The organism is Enterobacter sp. BNK-14, assembly GCF_047456095.1.
GTDB classification, from domain to species: Bacteria; Pseudomonadota; Gammaproteobacteria; order Enterobacterales; family Enterobacteriaceae; genus Enterobacter; species Enterobacter kobei.
Genome location: NZ_CP179897.1, coordinates 1,306,699 through 1,323,768, shown reverse-complemented (window position 1 = coordinate 1,323,768; position 17,070 = coordinate 1,306,699). Strand labels below are relative to the sequence as shown.

Genomic DNA, 17,070 nt, shown 5'->3' with positions numbered 1-17,070 from the left:
ACTCAGGCACGCTACAGGTATGCTTGTAAGAGGAGCTGATGATGAAAAATCCAACCTATATGACCGATGAGGATCGCTGGCAGGCTGTACTGGCTCGCGATCCGCGTGCTGACGATCAGTTTGTTTTTGCCGTGCAAACGACGGGGATTGTCTGTCGTCCGTCCTGCCGGGCACGTCACGCCCTGCGTAAAAACGTCCACTTTTATCCTGATGTTCACCATGCCATTGAGGCAGGGTTTCGCCCGTGCAAGCGCTGTATGCCGGATAAACGCGATCCGCAGCAGCAGAAGCTGGCGAAAGTGGAGCACGCCTGTCGCCTTCTGGAGCAGGATCCTGCGTTAACGCTGGACGGTCTGGCGCAGCAGGTGGCCATGAGTCCTTTTCACTTCCACCGGCTGTTTAAGTCCGTCACCGGAATGACGCCAAAAGCCTGGCAGCAGGCGGCGCGCGGTCAACGTCTGCGCACGGCGCTTGCCCAGGGGGATACCGTTACCGATGCCGTGCTGGCCGCAGGCTTTCCCGACAGCAGCAGCTATTATCGTAAAGCCACGGATGCGCTGGGTATGACGGCGAAGCAGTACCGCAAAGGCGACGTGGCGGTGCAATACGCCATCGATGACTGCTCATTAGGACGCTGTCTGGTCGCTGAAAGCGAGCGGGGGATTTGCGCAATACTGCTCGGTGATGACGATGCCGAATTAGCCGGGGAGCTGGCGACGCTGTTTCCAAAAGCAGAGCCCGCGCCGCAGGAAGATGCCTTCGCGCAGCGTATCCGCCAGGTGATTGCCAGTATTGATAACCGCGCAGCGCCGCTTGAACTGCCGCTGGATATACGCGGAACCGCGTTCCAGCAGCGAGTCTGGCAGGCCCTTCGTGAAATTCCCTGCGGTGAAACAGCAAGTTATCAGCAGGTGGCGCAGGCGATTGGACAACCCAACGCGGTACGTGCCGTCGCGGGTGCCTGTGCGGCAAACAGGCTGGCGATTGTGATCCCCTGTCACCGCGTTGTCCGTAACGATGGTGCACTGTCGGGTTACCGATGGGGGACGGCGCGAAAAGCGCTATTGCTAAAACGTGAGGCGAAACGCCAGGAGGGATAATGCTCGATCTTTTTGCGGATGCGGAACCCTGGCAGGAGCCACTGGCACCGGGGGCGGTTATTTTGCGTCGCTTCGCGCTCTCCCGTGCGGCGGCGCTGCTTGCGGGTATAGAAGAGGTGACGGCGGTTTCCCCTTTTCGCCATATGGTCACGCCGGGCGGTTACACGATGTCGGTGGCCATGGCGAACTGCGGCGAATTAGGGTGGGCGACGAATGAACGAGGCTACCTGTATGCGCCGAACGATCCCGCGACCGGCCAGCCGTGGCCCCCGATGCCTGCGGTTTTTCAGGCTCTCTGCCACGAGGCTGCCGTTGCCGCTGATTATCCTGACTTCCGACCGGATGCCTGCCTGATTAACCGCTACGCCGTTGGCGCGAAACTCTCCCTGCATCAGGATAAAGATGAACCCGATCTCCGCGCGCCCATCGTCTCGGTATCGTTAGGGCTTCCTGCCGTCTTCCAGTTTGGCGGATTACGCCGTAACGATCCGCTCAAACGCATTATGCTGGAGCATGGCGACGTGGTGGTGTGGGGCAGGGAATCGCGGCTGTATTATCACGGCATTCAGCCTCTGAAACCCGGGGTGCATCCCCTCACTGGCGAGTACCGTTTTAACCTGACGTTTCGCCAGGCAGGGTTTAGTAAACAAAAATAAGAATTATTCTTGATGTACACGCCGGGCAGTTTACACTGCTGGCTGATTTTTATTGTCCGGATTGCCTGCATGCAACTACTTCTCCTTGTCTGGCGTCAGTATCGCTGGCCCTTCATTGCCGTCATGGCGTTAAGCCTTGCCAGCGCCGCATTGGGTATTGGCCTGATCGCGTTTATTAACGTGCGGTTGATTGAAATGGTCGATACCTCACTCTCTGTTTTGCCAGAGTTTCTCGGCCTGCTGCTGCTGTTGATGGCGGTTACGCTTGGCTCTCAGCTGGCGCTAACCGCGCTCGGCCACCATTTCGTTTTCCGTTTGCGCAGCGAATTTATCAAGCGGATCCTGGACACTCAGGTTGAACGGGTGGAGCAACTTGGCAGCGCCTCCCTGCTGGCGGGGCTGACCAGTGACGTGCGGGCTATCACCATCGCGTTTGTTCGTCTGCCGGAGCTGGTGCAGGGGATCATTCTGACCTTTGGCTCGGCGGCTTATCTTGCCTGGCTCTCCAGTAAAATGCTGGCGGTGACCGCTCTGTGGATTGCCATTACCATCTGGGGCGGCTTTGTGCTGGTGTCACGCGTCTATAAACATATGGCGGTGCTGCGCGAAACGGAAGATAAACTGTATAACGATTACCAGACGGTGCTGGAAGGGCGCAAGGAGCTGACCCTGAACCGCGAGCGCGCCGAGTATATCTTCAATCATCTCTATATCCCGGACGCGCGCGAATATCGGCATCACATCATCCGCGCCGATACTTTCCACCTGAGCGCGGTGAACTGGTCAAATATCATGATGCTGGGTGCCATTGGCCTGGTATTCTGGATGGCGAACAGCCTGGGCTGGGCGGACACCAACGTGGCGGCAACCTACTCACTGACGCTGCTGTTTTTACGCACGCCGCTGCTCTCGGCGGTCGGCGCATTGCCCACCTTGCTGAGTGCGCAGGTGGCGTTTAACAAGCTCAAAAAATTCGACCTCGCGCCATTTAAGGCGGAATTCCCTCGCCCGCAAGCCTTCCCGGACTGGCATACGCTGGAGCTGCGCGACGTGACGTTCCGCTATCAGGACAACGCCTTCTCCGTGGGGCCGGTCAACCTGACGATTCACCGCGGCGAACTGCTGTTCCTCATCGGCGGTAATGGCAGCGGTAAATCCACGCTGGCGATGCTGCTCACCGGACTCTACCAGCCGCAGTCGGGCGAGATTTTGCTGGACGGTAAGGCGCTGAGTGCCGGGAAACCTGAGGACTACCGCAAGCTCTTTTCGGCGGTATTTACCGACGCCTGGCTGTTCGATCGGCTGCTCGGTCCTGAAGGGCAGCAGGCCAATCCTGTGCTGGTGGAAAAATGGCTGGCACAGCTGCAGATGTCGCACAAGCTGGAGCTGCAGGACGGTAAAATTCTTAACCTGAAGCTCTCTAAAGGGCAGAAGAAGCGCGTGGCGCTGCTGCTGGCGCTGGCGGAAGAGCGCGATATCATTCTGCTGGACGAATGGGCGGCGGATCAGGATCCTCACTTCCGCCGTGAGTTCTATCAGGTGCTGCTGCCGCTGATGCAGGAGATGGGCAAAACCATTTTCGCCATTAGCCACGACGATCACTACTTCATTCACGCTGACCGTCTGCTGGAGATGCGCGATGGCAAGCTGAGCGAGTTGACCGGTGACGAGCGTGAGGCGGCCTCGCGTGATGCGGTGGCGCGCACGGCCTGATGCCCTCACCCTAACCCTCTCCCACAGGGAGAGGGGATAGATCGTGGCCGTAATGCCGTTTTTTTCTTCATCCCGTCCCGTTGTTTATTCTTATTTACATATCCTCGCGCTATGCTTAACGCCAACTCATTTAATGGATTTATGATTGATGTCGGTATTAAAGAAAAACAGCGCCAGGCAGCGCGATCAGGAGCGTGCGCGACTCATCTGGCTTCTCACGACCGATAAAGCGGTCACTTCTACGTTATTAGGCAAACTGACCCTGGCTGAGCAATATGATGTCGGCACTTTAGCCGACGATATTGCTGAGGTAGGTGCGCTGGTTGCTCATTTACCCCCGCCGGATCTGGCGGATACGCTCGAAGCACTTCCCTCCGAAGAGCGTCACGCCCTGTGGCGTCTGGTGCAGGATCACGAGCGCGGGCAGGTACTGCTTGAAGCTTCGGAAAACGTCTGGGATGACCTGATCGACGAGATGAGCGACCGGGACATCCTCGATGCGCTGCAAACGCTGGATATCGACGAACAGATTTACCTTGTACAACACCTGCCGCGTAACCTGACCGGTCGCCTGCTGGCCTCCCTGCCTGCCGATGAGCGCGCGCGTGTCCGTCAGGTGATGCACTACGAGAAAAATAGCGTCGGCGCGATCATGGAGTTTGGCGTTATCACGGTGCGTCCGGACGTCACGCTCGGTACCGTGCAGCGCTACCTGCGTCGCCTGGGCAAGATGCCGGATAACACCGATAAACTGTTCGTTACCTCGCGGGATAAAACCCTGCTGGGCGAGCTGGAGCTGAAAACGATCCTGCTTAACAGCAACCAGCGGCGAGTCAGTGAGGTGATGGAAAACGAGCCGATGGTCTTCTCTCCGGAAGACGATGCTGAAAAAGCGGCACGTACCTTCGAACGTGACGACCTCGTGAGTGCGGCCGTCGTGGATTCCGTCGGCAAGCTGATGGGCCGTCTGACGGTTGATGAGATCGTTGACGTGGTCTACGAAGAGACCGATAACGACCTGCGCGCGCTCGGGGGGATCAGCGCCGAAGATGACGTCCACGCCTCCGTCGGTAAGGCGGTGAAAACGCGCTGGGCGTGGCTTGCCATTAATTTGTGTACCGCCTTTATCGCCTCCCGCGTAATCGATGGCTTTGAACACACCATTTCACAGCTGGTGGCCCTGGCGTCATTGATGCCGATTGTGGCCGGGATTGGCGGCAACACCGGAAACCAGACCATCACGATGATCGTCCGCGCGCTGGCGCTGGAAAATATTCAGCCCGGCAATTTCGCCTTTCTGATCTTCAGAGAGATGGGGGTGGCGCTGATCAACGGCCTGGTGTGGGGCGGCATTATGGGGGGCATCACCTGGTGGCTGTATGACGATATGGCCTTAGGCGGGGTGATGATGCTGGCGATGGTGCTGAATTTACTGGTGGCATCGATGATGGGGGTCATTATTCCACTGACCATGACCAAACTGGGGCGCGACCCCGCGGTGGGGTCGAGCGTGATGATCACTGCCATCACCGATACCGGTGGTTTCTTTATTTTTCTTGGGCTTGCAACGCTTTTTCTGCTTTAAGACGACGTTTAATGCGGGCGGGAAGCAGTGCCATGAGGATAATCCCCCCCAGCACGCCAATCGCCAGGTTACCGGTTGATACCGTTGCGGCGACCGTCACCAGCATCACGACGGTTTCCGCAACCGGTGCATTTTTTACCGTTGCGGGCTGAATGCTGTGCCAGCTGAAGGTTTTGATGGCGACTATCGCCATAATGCCTGCCAGCACCGCCATCGGAATTTTAGCCATCACGTCGCTCAGCGCCGTCACCAGCACCAGTAAAACGATACCAGCCGCTAACGTTGAAATACGGCTTCGGCCTTTCCCCATCTCCACGTTGACGATGGTTTGTCCAATCATCGCGCAGCCTGCGATCCCGCCATAGAGCCCGGCCAGGATATTGCCCACGCCCAACCCGATGCTTTCACGGCGTTTACTGGACGGTGTGACGGTCAGTTCATCCACCAGCTTCGCCGTCAGCAGTGACTCCAGCAGCCCGACGAACGCAATGCTTAACGCGCACGGCCAGATAATGCTTAACGTTTCTATGTTCAGGGGGACCAGCAGTTCCGTCAGTCCCGGTAACCCGCCACTCATCGAGCCTTCATCACCCACCGTCGGCAGAATTTGCCCGCTGGTAACGGTAAACAACGTGAGCACCACTATCGCAATCAGCGGGGAAGGGATGCTTTTGATATAGCGCGGCACCCACAGCACGATAAGCAGCGTGAGCACGAACAGGCCGACGATTAACGGGCTTCGGCTCCAGAAGTGCGGAACCTGAGCAAAGAAAATTAAGATGCCGAGGGCGTTAACAAACCCGGTCATCACCGACTGAGGGATAAAGCGCATCAGCCTTGCCATGCCCAGTGCGCCAAACAGTATTTGGATCACCCCCGCCATGAGAACCGCCGGAAGAATGTACTGCACGCCGTGCTGGTGCACCATCGGGCCAATAACCAGCGCCACGGAACCGGCCGCCGCCGTGACCATCGCCGGACGACCGCCCAGCACAGACAAAGCAAAACACAACACCACGGAGGCGATCAGGCTGACTTTGGGATCAACGCCTGCAACCACCGAAAATGAGATCACTTCAGGGACCAGGGCCAGGGCGGTAATGACGCCCGCCAGCGTTTCACGCATCAGAAGTTTTGGCGAGCTAAGGACCGTGGTGACGCGGTCTTCGCCGGGTACAGCAGAATGGGGTAAGGACATAACTTTTCGCAGATTAGGGCAGGCTTCCGTGCGCGCGATCACAAAACGCCACATACTAGCCAGTAAACCCACGATTTACCAGCCACATCGATAATTCCTTACAAACAACCCACCATTAAATTTCACAATTACAATAATTTCGTAACCTTTAAACAATATTTAAAAGTTGTTACCGTGCCTCCGCAGCTTTTTTCACCTGCAATTTCCACGCATCAAGCACTTTTACACTAAGGCATAAATTATGAAAAAAATGACTGCCATGCTCTTTTCTCTGGCCGTGGGGCTTAACACCGTCTCTATGGCGGCGAAAGCTGACACCCCTAAAGAGCAGGAAACGGACGTCCTTTTAATTGGTGGCGGTATCATGAGCGCCACGCTGGGAACCTATCTGCAAGAACTTCAGCCGGACTGGTCCATGACCATGGTCGAGCGCCTTGATGGCGTGGCGCAGGAAAGTTCGAACGGCTGGAACAACGCCGGTACCGGACATTCGGCACTCATGGAACTGAACTATACGCCGCAGAAAAAGGACGGTTCCATTAGTATCGAGAAGGCGGTAGAGATCAACGAAGCGTTTCAGATCTCACGCCAGTTCTGGTCTCACCAGGTCAACAGCGGCGTGATGCATGACCCGCACTCCTTCATTAACACCGTACCGCACATGAGCTTTGTGTGGGGCGAGCAGAACGTCAACTTCCTGCGCGCGCGTTACGCTGCGCTGCAGCAGAGCACGCTCTTCCGTGGGATGAAATACTCTGAAGACCACGCTCAGATCAAAGAGTGGGCGCCGCTGGTGATGGAAGGTCGTGACCCGAACCAGAAAGTGGCCGCGACCCGGACCGAAATTGGTACCGACGTTAACTATGGCGAAATTACCCGTCAGCTGGTGACGTCTCTGAAGAAGAAAGAGAACTTCAACCTGCAGCTCAGCACCGAAGTGCGTGGTTTTAAGCGCAACGCGGATAACAGCTGGAGCGTGACCGTTGCCGATCTGAAAAACAACGAAGCCGAGCACGTCATCAAGGCGAAGTTTGTCTTTATTGGTGCCGGTGGGGCGGCGCTGAAACTGCTGCAGGAGTCCGGTATTCCTGAAGCTGACGACTATGCGGGCTTCCCGGTTGGCGGTCAGTTCCTGGTATCCGAGAATCCGGAAGTGGTGAATCGTCATCTGGCAAAAGTGTACGGTCAGGCTTCCGTCGGTGCACCGCCGATGTCTGTTCCGCACATCGACACCCGTATGCTTGACGGTAAGCGCGTGGTGCTGTTCGGACCGTTCGCGACCTTCTCCACCAAGTTCCTGAAAAATGGCTCCCTGTGGGATCTGCTCAGCGCCACGACCACCTCTAACGTCAAGCCGATGATGGACGTGGGTCTGGATAACTTCGATCTGGTGAAATATCTCATCAGCCAGGTGATGCTCTCTGACGAGGAACGCTTCGAGGCGCTGAAAGAGTACTATCCGCAGGCGAAGAAAGAAGACTGGCGTCTGTGGCAGGCGGGACAGCGCGTTCAGATCATCAAGCGTGACCCGAAAGAGGGCGGCGTGCTGCGTCTGGGTACGGAAGTGGTGAGCGATAAGGATGGCACGATTGCCGCGCTGCTGGGCGCGTCACCGGGTGCATCTACTGCTGCGCCAATCATGCTGCACCTGATGGAAAAAGTGTTTAAAGATAAAGTTGCCAGCCCGGAATGGCAGGCGAAGCTGAAAACGATTATTCCATCCTACGGTACGAAGCTGAACGGGAATGTCGACGCGACGGAGCAGGAGCTGGAATACACCAGCCGCGTATTGCAGTTGCAATATGTGAAGCCGCAGGCAGCGGATGCTGCGCCAAAGGCGGAACTGAAGCCTCAGGCTGAAAACAAACCGGTTGCGGATATCGCCCTGTAAGGTAAAAGCAAAACGGTAACATTCGTTACCGTTTTTAGTGTTGTAGGTCGGGTAAGGCGAAGCCGCCACCCGACTTAATTTCAACGTACTACCGCTTGTCCGACATTCTCATCCGCTTTCCATACGCGGTATTTCACTTCTACGTTTTCAGGCGTATACACCACGACAGGCAACTTGCTGTTATAGCGCAGCAGACTGTTATCACCCAGATATGCCGTTACAAATTTCTTCTCTTTCTTGCCGTCCGGGCACGCCATCATGGTGGAGACGGGGGAGGTCACTTTGTCGAAGACGTAGTAATCGTAGCCCCAACCTTCCAGCGTTTTGCTCTCCAGCTGGCCGCCCAGTCGGTGCTGGTTACAATCCACTTCCAGCGTTTTACCAATCAACAGCTCCACTTTGTAGTTCGCTTCGTCCTGCAGAACCGGTAGCTGAATCACCTGACGTTTCATCCCTTTGTCCGCTTTCGGATAGGGGGCAACTTTTTCCAGCGGCTGCTCTTTTTGGGTTTCGCTGGCGAAAGCGCCGGTGCTGATGCACGCGGCAATCAGGGCGATGGCAAATTTAGGTGCGTTTTTCATTGTCATTCCTTTATGTCAAAACGAGCCGAATCAGATTAGCATAACACTTATGAATGATTAGCGTCATTTACTTACATTTTCAATATAAGTGGTGTAATGAACCTGACTTGCACTATAAATCCAGTTTTTTGTGCTGAAATGGTATCTGGCGGCAGATCGTGTTATTTTGAACACCACATAATGTTATTCATCTGTAAAGGGAAGAGAGATGGTTCGTGCAAAACTGAAAACACCTGAAGGCCGCAAGTTCCTCCTGGCGCTACTGGTTGTGTTTATGATTGCGGCCGCGTGCGTGGGGCGGGCAACCATTGTTGGCGTTATCGAACAGTACAACATTCCTCTCTCCGCCTGGACCACCAGCATGTATGTTCTGCAATCGGCGATGATCTTCGTTTACAGCCTTGTCTTCACCGTTCTGCTTGCCATCCCGCTGGGTATTTTCTTCCTGGGTGGACGTGAGAAGCACTAAGCGCCGACGTGCGATAAGGAAGCCATCCTGCGGGGTGGCTTTTTTATGCATAAAAAAAACCAGCCATAAGAGGCTGGTTTTCAATGTATTTTTGGTCGGCACGAGAGGATTTGAACCTCCGACCCCCGACACCCCATGACGGTGCGCTACCAGGCTGCGCTACGTGCCGACGCATAAAAAGATACTACTCGATTCCGTTTCGAATGCAAGAGAATCTGTCGCTAACTGGTTTATAATTAATCAGTTAGCGATAAAGCGCTTCTCATCCGTCAGGACCTGCAGCAACAGGCTCAGCTGCGGTTTCTGGTCCTTCAACCGTACACCCTGCAGATTATACGTCTGGTAATTTCCGTTACTGTTCAGCACCAGCGTCAGCGTCGGTGTGGTCACCGCCAGCGTGTTACCGTCTGCTGATGTCACCCAATTATGGCGGCGCGCGGCGCTGAAGAGATCCTGCCCCTGAGAATACTCGTTTGCTGGCGTACTGACGTGCAGCAGGCGTTGCATCAGGGTCGTCATAACATCTTTATGTTCAGTGAGCATATTGATGCGCTGCGCAGGCGTTCCCGGCCAGTGGATCACCAGCGGTACATGCAGGTTCGGGCGTGACCAGCTCATGCTCTTCGTTTCGTCGCCGAGCGGTACACCATGGCCTGCGGTCACAATCACGACAGTGTTATCGAGCTTGCCTGATTCGCGTAGCGCGTCAAGAACGCGGCCGATCTGCGCGTCAACATTGCTGGCCGCACGGCTGTATCGGCGGGCAAAGCCAGTCTGGTTGCTGTCGTCAAGCGTGGTGCCGTTAAAGGCCACCCACGAGAACCAGCGGTTATCTTCCTGGGCGTAGCGCTGCAGCCAGTTTATCCACTGGTTTGCGGTCTGGGTATCAGACTGGCTCTGCGCAGCAGGCAGCGAGAAATCAGACAACAGCGCCTGGCGGTAGAGTGGGCTGTTAAAGCCATCGGATGAGAACAACCCTAACTGATAGCCTTGCTGATTCAGTCCGGTAATTAGCGCCGCAGGAATGCGCGCAGCCAGAACGCCATCCATGTATCCGGCAGAAATGCCATAGAACAGGCCAAAGATGCCCGCATCGGTAGTGTTCCCGGAACTCATATGCTGGGTGAACGAGACGTTTTGACTCGCGAAATCGGCCAGCGCAGGCATCTGCTTCTCGTAACGGGAATAGTTCAGACCATCGACGGTAATCAGCAGGACGTTTTGTCCGCGGCCCATATCGCGATAGCGCAGTTCACTCAGCGGATACTGAACGCTGACCGCTTCCGGATTACCCTGTTCGATCAGACGACGCTGATACTCCTGGGCATCTAACAGGCCGTGTTTCTCAAGGAAGCGACGGGCCGTCATTGGGTACGAGAGCGGCAGGTTGGCACGCTGCATCGTAATGGGGCGATAGAAGTTCGCATCCGCCCAGATGTACATGATGTGCGAACTGATAAATGAGATGAAAAAGAGTGCGGCGACGGGCTTCGCGTAGTGGCGGCGTCGGGTCAGGCTGCGGAGCTTTTGCCAGCTCCAGGTGGCGAACAACATCTCAATCAGCAGGATCACCGGGACGCTGATAAACATCAGCTGCCAGTCACGAGCCGTTTCGTTCTGGTCAGGGTTGATCACCAGTTCCCAGACGATAGGGTTAAGATGCAGGTGGAAACGGGTGAACACTTCACTGTCGATAAGCAGCAGCGTCATCCCTGCTGTGGCAAGGATTGCGGATAAGAACCGCATCAGACGCTGCGACATGACGATAAACGTCAGAGGAAACAGGATCAGCAGATAGGTGGCGAATACCAAAAAGCTAAAGTGACCGACAACGCTTATCCAGGAGTAGATACGCCCGGTTAGCGTGGTTGGCCAGTCTGCGACAAACAGATAACGACAGCCAATCACCGCCGCTAACAGAATGTTAAACAGGGCAAACCAGTGTCCCCAGCTGACCATCTGGGAGACTTTTTCACGGTAGCGCTGACGATTCGTCACCATAAACTGTTGTTCGTTTCCCTTAATGGGCCTGGTCGTTGCTGACGGATGACTGTAACGCCTGGGCGAAAGATTTTGCGATCGCCTGACGCTGAGCCGGAGCAACGCTGGTGTTGATAAGGTTGGTGACCATATTTCCCAAAACCATCAGGGAGAGATCGGTCGGCGTTTTATGTTTTTCCAGTACGTTGACCAGCTCACTGAGCAGTTGTTCAACGTGTTCATCACTGTAGCGGGAATGTTGTGGCATAAATCAAAATCAGTTTGTTGATGAAAGGGCAACATATTACCGTAGCAACAGCTTTTTTTCCCCTTTTTTATCTGTTGTTGCACACATGTCCTGGTGGTGGTTGAATACCGCCCGGTCTAAAAGGAGAGTTTATCATGAGTCTGGAAATCAACCAGATTGCCTTGCACCAGCTTATCAAGCGTGATGAGCAAACCCTTGAAGTGGTGCTACGCGATTCGTTACTGGAACCCACGGCGACCGTTGTGGAAATGATGGCTGAGTTGCATCGCGTCTACAGCGCCAAAAATAAAGCCTATGGTCTGTTCAGCGAAGAGAGTGAACTGGCTGATAGCCTGCGCCTGCAGCGTCAGGGGGAAGAGGATTTCCTGGCGTTTAGCCGCGCGGCCACCGGGCGTCTGCGCGACGAGCTGGCAAAATATCCGTTCGCCGACGGCGGCATCGTCCTGTTCTGCCACTATCGCTACCTGGCGGTAGAGTATCTGCTGGTTACCGTGCTGAATAACTTGAGCAGCATGCGCGTGAATGAGCAACTGGATATCAGCTCGACGCATTATCTGGATATCAACCATGCGGATATTGTGGCGCGGATTGATTTGACCGAGTGGGAAACCAACCCGGAATCGACCCGCTACCTGACCTTCCTGAAAGGGCGTGTGGGCCGTAAAGTGGCCGATTTCTTTATGGATTTCCTCGGCGCCAGCGAAGGACTTAACGCCAAAGCGCAGAACAAAGGGCTGTTGCAGGCGGTAGATGACTTTACGGCTGAGGCGCAGCTCGATAAATCTGAACGCCAGAACGTGCGTCAGCAGGTTTACAGCTACTGCAACGAACAGCTGCAGGCGGGGGAAGAGATTGAGCTGGAGTCGCTGTCAAAAGAGCTGGCGGGCGTTAGTGAAGTCAGCTTCCAGGCGTTCACCGCAGAGAAAGGCTATGAGCTTGAAGAAAGCTTCCCGGCGGATCGCAGTACGCTGCGTCAGTTAACCAAATTTGCCGGGAGCGGCGGTGGGTTAACCATCAACTTCGATGCCATGCTGCTGGGGGAACGTATCTTCTGGGATCCTGCCACCGATACGCTGACCATCAAAGGCACGCCTCCAAACCTGCGCGATCAGCTTCAGCGTCGCACCTCAGGCGGTAAATAATCGCCATAAAAAAACCCCGCCGAAGCGGGGTTTTTCTCGACAGGTTTGCGATTACGCGCGAACGAAGTCGATGTGAGTCAGTTTTGGCTTGAACGCGTGACGCTGAACAGCCTGAACTTTCACTTTTTCTTCTTTACCGCCAACAACGATGGTCAGAACTTCGCTGTAGAATTCAGCTTTGGTCTGCAGGTTCCATACTTTGTCGTGATCCAGTTCGATTGCAACTGGAGCAGCTTCGCCACCGTAAACGATAGCCGGGAACTTGTTAGCGTTACGCAGGCGGCGGCTCGCACCCTTACCCTGCACGTTACGTACTTCTGCTTCGATAGTGAACATTGATTTCTCTCTGTATTTAAAACCCTACTACAGGCGACCCAGCAGCAGGTGAGTGTTCTGCCCCACGGATGTGAAGCGGGCGGCATTTTATACTCAAACGCCGCTCACATCAATGAAAAGTCCTGCTAACCACGCAATTCGTTTGCCCGACGGTAGCGACCTTCATAGTCAAAGACCTTCTCACGTACCTGCCAGAACTGGCCTTTTTTGCGGGCGACAACAAAATCCGGATGGCGCAGCAGCGCCTGCTGATGCACGATATCCGCCACGGTGATCCAGCGCAGCGGCACGCCAGGCGTGCGGGTATGCGGGCGAATAAACAGTTGCTCAAATGCCGTGCGCTGGGCTGGCGTCTGTACCCGGAACCGCTCGCTGACGTCAGCGCCGTCCTCGTCGTAATAGGTAATTTTTAGCCACTCGCCTTTTTCATCCGCGCCCGGCTGTAAGGCCATGCCGGAACAGCGCAGCACCAGCGCATCTTTCAGCTTCAGCGCCGCTTTCAGCATGTCGTCCGGGTCGACCAGCACCGTGTCGCACTCACGGCAGCGGCGGGCGGCAATGTCATTTTCGGCGTTGCACTGTGGACAGTTTTTGAAACGAAAACGGAAATCGCACTGCTCGCGATGCCCGTCATCATCTTCAAACCAGCCCTGACAGCGGCGGCCAAAGTGTTCGATCAGCGTGCCGTCGGCGGTGGTTTTCCCCCAGAAGGTGTTGGCAAACCCGCAGGCTGGACAAAACACCTGTACCGGCACGTTGTCACTTTTGCCTTTTGGCGTGCCCACTTCGGGAGAGTAAAGATCGTGCGGGTTACCGGCGTAATCGAGGATCAGACAGTCAGTTTTGCCCGGTGCCAGGCGCAGACCACGACCGACAATCTGCTGATACAGGCTGACGGATTCCGTCGGGCGCAAAATCGCAATCAGGTCGACGTGCGGGGCGTCAAAACCGGTGGTTAGCACGGAAACATTCACCAGATAGCGGAACTGCTGGGCTTTAAACGCCTCAATCAGTCTGTCACGCTCAGGGCCGGGCGTTTCGCCGGTAATTAACGCGGCGTCGTCAGCGGGGAGCAGTCCGGTAATTTCTCGCGCGTGCTCGACTGTCGCGGCAAAGATCATCACCCCTTTGCGCGTCGCGGCAAACTCCTCAATCTGGCTGATGATATGCGGCGTTATGCGCTTTTGCTTATTCAACTCCTGGTTGAGATCCGCTTCGCTGAATAAGCCGTTGCTCTGCGCCTGTAACCGGCTGAAGTCGTACTGTACCACCGGCATATCCAGCCGCTCGGGCGGCGTCAGGTAGCCGTGTTTAATCATGTAGCGCAGCGGAAGTTCGTAGATACAGTCGCTGAACAGCGCTTTTTCATCGCCACGCACCATGCCGTGATAATGAAAGCGGTAAATCCAGCCTTTGCCCAGGCGAAACGGGGTTGCCGTCAGGCCCAGCAGGCGTAAGTGAGGGTTCACCTCTTTCAGGTGCGTGAGGATTTGCTGATACTGGCTGTCGTCGTCATCGCTGATGCGGTGACACTCGTCGACAATCAGCAGCGAAAATTCGCTGCGAAACAGATCCAGGTTGCGAGCGACCGACTGCACGCTGCCAAAGACAACCTTACCGTGGCTCTCTTTACGCTTGAGCCCGGCGGCGAAAATATCGGCCTCCAGCCCCAGCGCGCAATACTTGGCGTGGTTCTGCGCGACCAGCTCTTTGACGTGCGCCAGCACCAGCACGCGGCCACGCGCCAGGCGGGCCAGCTCGGCAATGACCAGGCTTTTGCCTGCGCCGGTCGGGAGGACAATCGCTGCCGGTTCCCGGTGTTTGCGAAACCAGGCGAGGGTGGCGTCAACGGCTTCCTGCTGATAGGGACGAAGTGTAAAAGTCATGGTGTCTCAGTTTCGTTAATCCGCATATAGTATGCCACGAAACTTTTTCCCTTGAGTGGCGCAACCAGACCATTATACTGAACCGTTCCTGACTGCTTCTTTTTCGGACGCACGGTCCGACTTCCAGCACCATTAAGGCTAAAAAGATTTCATGCGACTTGATAAGTTTATCGCTCAGCAACTCGGCGTAAGCCGCGCTATTGCCGGGCGCGAAATTCGCGCCAGCCGCGTTACCGTGGATGGCGACATTGTGAGAGACAGCGCTTTCAAACTTCAACCTGAGCATCAGGTTGAATACGACGGCAATCCGCTGACCCAGCAGAACGGCCCGCGCTACTTCATGCTCCACAAGCCGGAAGGCTACGTCTGCTCAACGGACGATCCCGATCACCCGACGGTACTCTATTTCCTCGACGAACCGGTGGCGCATAAGCTGCATGCCGCGGGCCGCCTCGACATCGACACCACCGGGCTGGTGCTGATGACCGACGACGGGCAGTGGTCACACCGTATTACTTCCCCACGTCACCACTGCGAGAAAACCTATCTGGTCACGCTGGAGTCGCCGGTTGCGGATGACACGGCAGAGCAATTCGCGAAAGGCGTTCAGCTGCATAATGAAAAAGACCTGACTAAACCGGCGGTGCTGGACGTGATCACGCCGACGGAAGTCCGTCTTACCATCAGCGAAGGGCGTTACCATCAGGTTAAACGCATGTTTGCCGCAGTGGGTAACCGCGTTGTCGGTCTGCATCGCGAACGTATTGGCGCAATCGCGCTCGATCCCGACCTGGCGCCTGGCGAATATCGCCCGCTGACGGAAGAAGAGATCGCCAGCGTCGGTCTGCCTTCGCACTAATTTCAGGAGATTTCTGTGACCACCAGGCCACACTCGTCGTTCAAAATTGTCTTCATTCTTGGCCTGCTGGCCATGTTGATGCCGCTGTCTATTGATATGTATCTGCCCGCGCTGCCGGTCATTTCCGCGCAGTTTGGGGTACCGGCAGGCAGCGCACAGATGACGCTCAGCACCTATATTCTCGGCTTTGCTCTCGGCCAGTTATTGTACGGCCCGATGGCCGACAGCCTGGGGCGCAAACCGGTTATTCTGGGCGGAACGCTGGTCTTTGCCGGGGCGGCGGTGGCCTGCGCGCTGGCGCAAACCATCGATCATCTGATTTTCATGCGATTTTTGCACGGTCTGGCCGCTGCTGCAGCGAGTGTGGTGATCAACGCCCTGATGCGTGATATCTACCCGAAAGAAGAGTTCTCCCGCATGATGTCGTTTGTCATGCTGGTGACGACGATTGCGCCGCTGGTGGCTCCGATGGCCGGTGGGGCGGTTCTGGTGTGGTTTAGCTGGCATGCGATTTTCTGGATCCTGGCGCTGGCCGCACTGCTGGCCTCTGCAATGATTTTCTTCTTTATTGATGAAACGCTTCCTGCCGAGCACCGCCAGAAATTCCACATTCGCACCACAATAGGTAACTTTGCCTCGCTGTTTCGCCACAAGCGCGTGCTGAGCTATATGTTGGCAAGCGGGTTCAGCTTCGCCGGGATGTTCTCCTTCCTGAGCGCCGGGCCGTTTGTTTATATCGAGCTGAACCATGTTTCTCCGCAGCACTTCGGCTATTATTTTGCGCTCAATATCGTCTTCCTGTTTGTACTGACTATTATTAACAGCCGCTTTGTCCGGCGGGTCGGCGCGCTGAACATGTTCCGCGCCGGGCTGTGGATCCAGTTTGTGATGGCTGTCTGGCTGGTGGTCAGTGCATTCCTGGGCGTGGGCTTCTGGGCGCTGGTGATTGGCGTGGCGGCCTTTGTGGGCTGCGTGTCGATGATATCCTCAAATGCGATGGCGGTGATCCTCGATGAATTCCCGCATATGGCGGGAACTGCATCGTCACTGGCGGGGACGTTCCGCTTCGGCATTGGCGCCATCGTCGGGGCATTACTGTCTATGGCGACCTTCACCACGGCCTGGCCTATGCTATGGGCGATGGCGTTTTGCGCAACCAGCTCCGTCCTCTTCTGTCTTTATGCCAGCCGGCCACGGAAAGCGGCTCATTGATGAGCAGATAAGGCCCGACAGGGCCTTTTTTGTTGATACATATCAACCAAACCCGCGTTCGTTTATCCCGTGTTTGTTTATTTTATGTAAAATCTATTTATGTAAAAAGTCACATCATTGTATTCAAAAAGGTTGAGTTAGATCGCAGAAACGGGTACATATAGCGCCGACGCGAACCTCTATACCGATAAAAA

General features: G+C 55.6%; 15 protein-coding genes and 1 tRNA gene. 9 read left to right on the top strand and 7 right to left on the bottom strand.

Annotated elements, in window-relative coordinates; translation table 11 throughout:
• Positions 1–41 precede the first annotated feature (41 nt).
• The 4 genes from ada to mgtE all read left to right on the top strand — a co-directional run bounded on the left by ada (position 42) and on the right by mgtE (position 5,054).
• Positions 42–1,100, top strand: coding sequence for a bifunctional DNA-binding transcriptional regulator/O6-methylguanine-DNA methyltransferase Ada (ada, locus tag ACMGGM_RS06390; RefSeq protein WP_023330946.1), 1,059 nt, complete (start codon positions 42–44; stop codon positions 1,098–1,100).
• The gene (gene alkB / locus ACMGGM_RS06385; RefSeq protein ID WP_023330945.1) at positions 1,100–1,756 is read left to right on the top strand and encodes a DNA oxidative demethylase AlkB; all 657 of its coding nucleotides are present in this window, start codon (positions 1,100–1,102) and stop codon (positions 1,754–1,756) included. Before ada ends, alkB begins: the two co-directional genes overlap by 1 nt.
• A 69-nt stretch (positions 1,757–1,825) precedes the next feature.
• On the top strand, positions 1,826–3,469 hold the full coding sequence (locus ACMGGM_RS06380; RefSeq protein WP_063943815.1) for a multidrug ABC transporter permease/ATP-binding protein: 1,644 nt from the start codon (positions 1,826–1,828) through the stop codon (positions 3,467–3,469).
• Positions 3,470–3,617: 148 nt separating this feature from the next.
• Positions 3,618–5,054, top strand: coding sequence for a magnesium transporter (gene mgtE / locus ACMGGM_RS06375; RefSeq protein ID WP_063943726.1), 1,437 nt, complete (start codon positions 3,618–3,620; stop codon positions 5,052–5,054).
• Here the strand turns inward: mgtE and ACMGGM_RS06370 are convergent.
• Entirely contained in the window at positions 5,017–6,306 is a 1,290-nt protein-coding gene (locus tag ACMGGM_RS06370) for a SulP family inorganic anion transporter (RefSeq protein ID WP_063943724.1), read from the bottom strand. The genes mgtE and ACMGGM_RS06370 overlap by 38 nt on opposite strands.
• Positions 6,307–6,493: 187 nt before the next feature.
• Here ACMGGM_RS06370 and mqo point away from each other — a divergent pair, with 187 nt between their 5' ends.
• Positions 6,494–8,143, top strand: coding sequence for a malate dehydrogenase (quinone) (gene mqo / locus ACMGGM_RS06365; protein ID WP_014884599.1), 1,650 nt, complete (start codon positions 6,494–6,496; stop codon positions 8,141–8,143).
• Between the two features lie 80 nt (positions 8,144–8,223).
• On the opposite strand, the gene eco is transcribed toward mqo, so the two are convergent.
• A complete protein-coding gene (gene eco / locus ACMGGM_RS06360) occupies positions 8,224–8,724 on the bottom strand; it encodes a serine protease inhibitor ecotin (RefSeq protein ID WP_045134317.1) in 501 nt (166 codons plus the stop codon).
• Between the two features lie 208 nt (positions 8,725–8,932).
• Here eco and ACMGGM_RS06355 point away from each other — a divergent pair, with 208 nt between their 5' ends.
• Positions 8,933–9,193: a DUF2534 family protein gene (locus ACMGGM_RS06355; RefSeq protein WP_008500962.1), complete on the top strand. Its 261-nt coding sequence runs from the start codon at positions 8,933–8,935 to the stop codon at positions 9,191–9,193.
• Positions 9,194–9,285: 92 nt separating this feature from the next.
• Here the strand turns inward: ACMGGM_RS06355 and ACMGGM_RS06350 are convergent.
• The 3 genes from ACMGGM_RS06350 to ACMGGM_RS06340 all read right to left on the bottom strand — a co-directional run bounded on the left by ACMGGM_RS06350 (position 9,286) and on the right by ACMGGM_RS06340 (position 11,441).
• Positions 9,286–9,362, bottom strand: a tRNA-Pro gene (locus ACMGGM_RS06350).
• A 71-nt stretch (positions 9,363–9,433) separates the two neighbouring features.
• Positions 9,434–11,194 (bottom strand): LPS biosynthesis-modulating metalloenzyme YejM, encoded by a 1,761-nt coding sequence (gene yejM / locus ACMGGM_RS06345; RefSeq protein WP_063943723.1) that lies wholly within the window; start codon positions 11,192–11,194, stop codon positions 9,434–9,436.
• Positions 11,195–11,213: 19 nt separating this feature from the next.
• Entirely contained in the window at positions 11,214–11,441 is a 228-nt protein-coding gene (locus ACMGGM_RS06340) for a YejL family protein (protein WP_014884596.1), read from the bottom strand.
• A 134-nt stretch (positions 11,442–11,575) separates the two neighbouring features.
• Between ACMGGM_RS06340 and yejK the strand changes: the two genes are divergently transcribed.
• The gene (gene yejK / locus ACMGGM_RS06335; protein ID WP_014884595.1) at positions 11,576–12,583 is read left to right on the top strand and encodes a nucleoid-associated protein YejK; all 1,008 of its coding nucleotides are present in this window, start codon (positions 11,576–11,578) and stop codon (positions 12,581–12,583) included.
• A gap of 51 nt (positions 12,584–12,634) precedes the next feature.
• Here the strand turns inward: yejK and rplY are convergent, their stop codons facing one another.
• On the bottom strand, positions 12,635–12,919 hold the full coding sequence (gene rplY / locus ACMGGM_RS06330) for a 50S ribosomal protein L25 (protein ID WP_063434011.1): 285 nt from the start codon (positions 12,917–12,919) through the stop codon (positions 12,635–12,637).
• A 125-nt stretch (positions 12,920–13,044) separates the two neighbouring features.
• The gene (locus tag ACMGGM_RS06325) at positions 13,045–14,805 is read right to left on the bottom strand and encodes a DEAD/DEAH box helicase (RefSeq protein WP_045281821.1); all 1,761 of its coding nucleotides are present in this window, start codon (positions 14,803–14,805) and stop codon (positions 13,045–13,047) included.
• 151 nt (positions 14,806–14,956) lie between these two features.
• Here ACMGGM_RS06325 and rsuA point away from each other — a divergent pair, with 151 nt between their 5' ends.
• A complete protein-coding gene (gene rsuA, locus ACMGGM_RS06320) occupies positions 14,957–15,664 on the top strand; it encodes a 16S rRNA pseudouridine(516) synthase RsuA (RefSeq protein ID WP_014884592.1) in 708 nt (235 codons plus the stop codon).
• Between the two features lie 15 nt (positions 15,665–15,679).
• Entirely contained in the window at positions 15,680–16,876 is a 1,197-nt protein-coding gene (locus ACMGGM_RS06315) for a Bcr/CflA family multidrug efflux MFS transporter (RefSeq protein ID WP_014884591.1), read from the top strand.
• Positions 16,877–17,070 lie beyond the last annotated feature (194 nt).

Bases quoted from the DNA above. Each gene is read 5' to 3' on its own strand.
- ada (WP_023330946.1), top strand. From the start codon at position 42: ATGAAAAATCCAACCTATATGACCGATGAGGATCGCTGGCAGGCTGTA.
- alkB (WP_023330945.1), top strand. From the start codon at position 1,100: ATGCTCGATCTTTTTGCGGATGCGGAACCCTGGCAGGAGCCACTGGCA.
- ACMGGM_RS06380 (WP_063943815.1), top strand. From the start codon at position 1,826: ATGCAACTACTTCTCCTTGTCTGGCGTCAGTATCGCTGGCCCTTCATT.
- mgtE (WP_063943726.1), top strand. From the start codon at position 3,618: ATGTCGGTATTAAAGAAAAACAGCGCCAGGCAGCGCGATCAGGAGCGT.
- ACMGGM_RS06370 (WP_063943724.1), bottom strand. From the start codon at position 6,306: ATGTGGCGTTTTGTGATCGCGCGCACGGAAGCCTGCCCTAATCTGCGA.
- mqo (WP_014884599.1), top strand. From the start codon at position 6,494: ATGAAAAAAATGACTGCCATGCTCTTTTCTCTGGCCGTGGGGCTTAAC.
- eco (WP_045134317.1), bottom strand. From the start codon at position 8,724: ATGAAAAACGCACCTAAATTTGCCATCGCCCTGATTGCCGCGTGCATC.
- ACMGGM_RS06355 (WP_008500962.1), top strand. From the start codon at position 8,933: ATGGTTCGTGCAAAACTGAAAACACCTGAAGGCCGCAAGTTCCTCCTG.
- yejM (WP_063943723.1), bottom strand. From the start codon at position 11,194: ATGGTGACGAATCGTCAGCGCTACCGTGAAAAAGTCTCCCAGATGGTC.
- ACMGGM_RS06340 (WP_014884596.1), bottom strand. From the start codon at position 11,441: ATGCCACAACATTCCCGCTACAGTGATGAACACGTTGAACAACTGCTC.
- yejK (WP_014884595.1), top strand. From the start codon at position 11,576: ATGAGTCTGGAAATCAACCAGATTGCCTTGCACCAGCTTATCAAGCGT.
- rplY (WP_063434011.1), bottom strand. From the start codon at position 12,919: ATGTTCACTATCGAAGCAGAAGTACGTAACGTGCAGGGTAAGGGTGCG.
- ACMGGM_RS06325 (WP_045281821.1), bottom strand. From the start codon at position 14,805: ATGACTTTTACACTTCGTCCCTATCAGCAGGAAGCCGTTGACGCCACC.
- rsuA (WP_014884592.1), top strand. From the start codon at position 14,957: ATGCGACTTGATAAGTTTATCGCTCAGCAACTCGGCGTAAGCCGCGCT.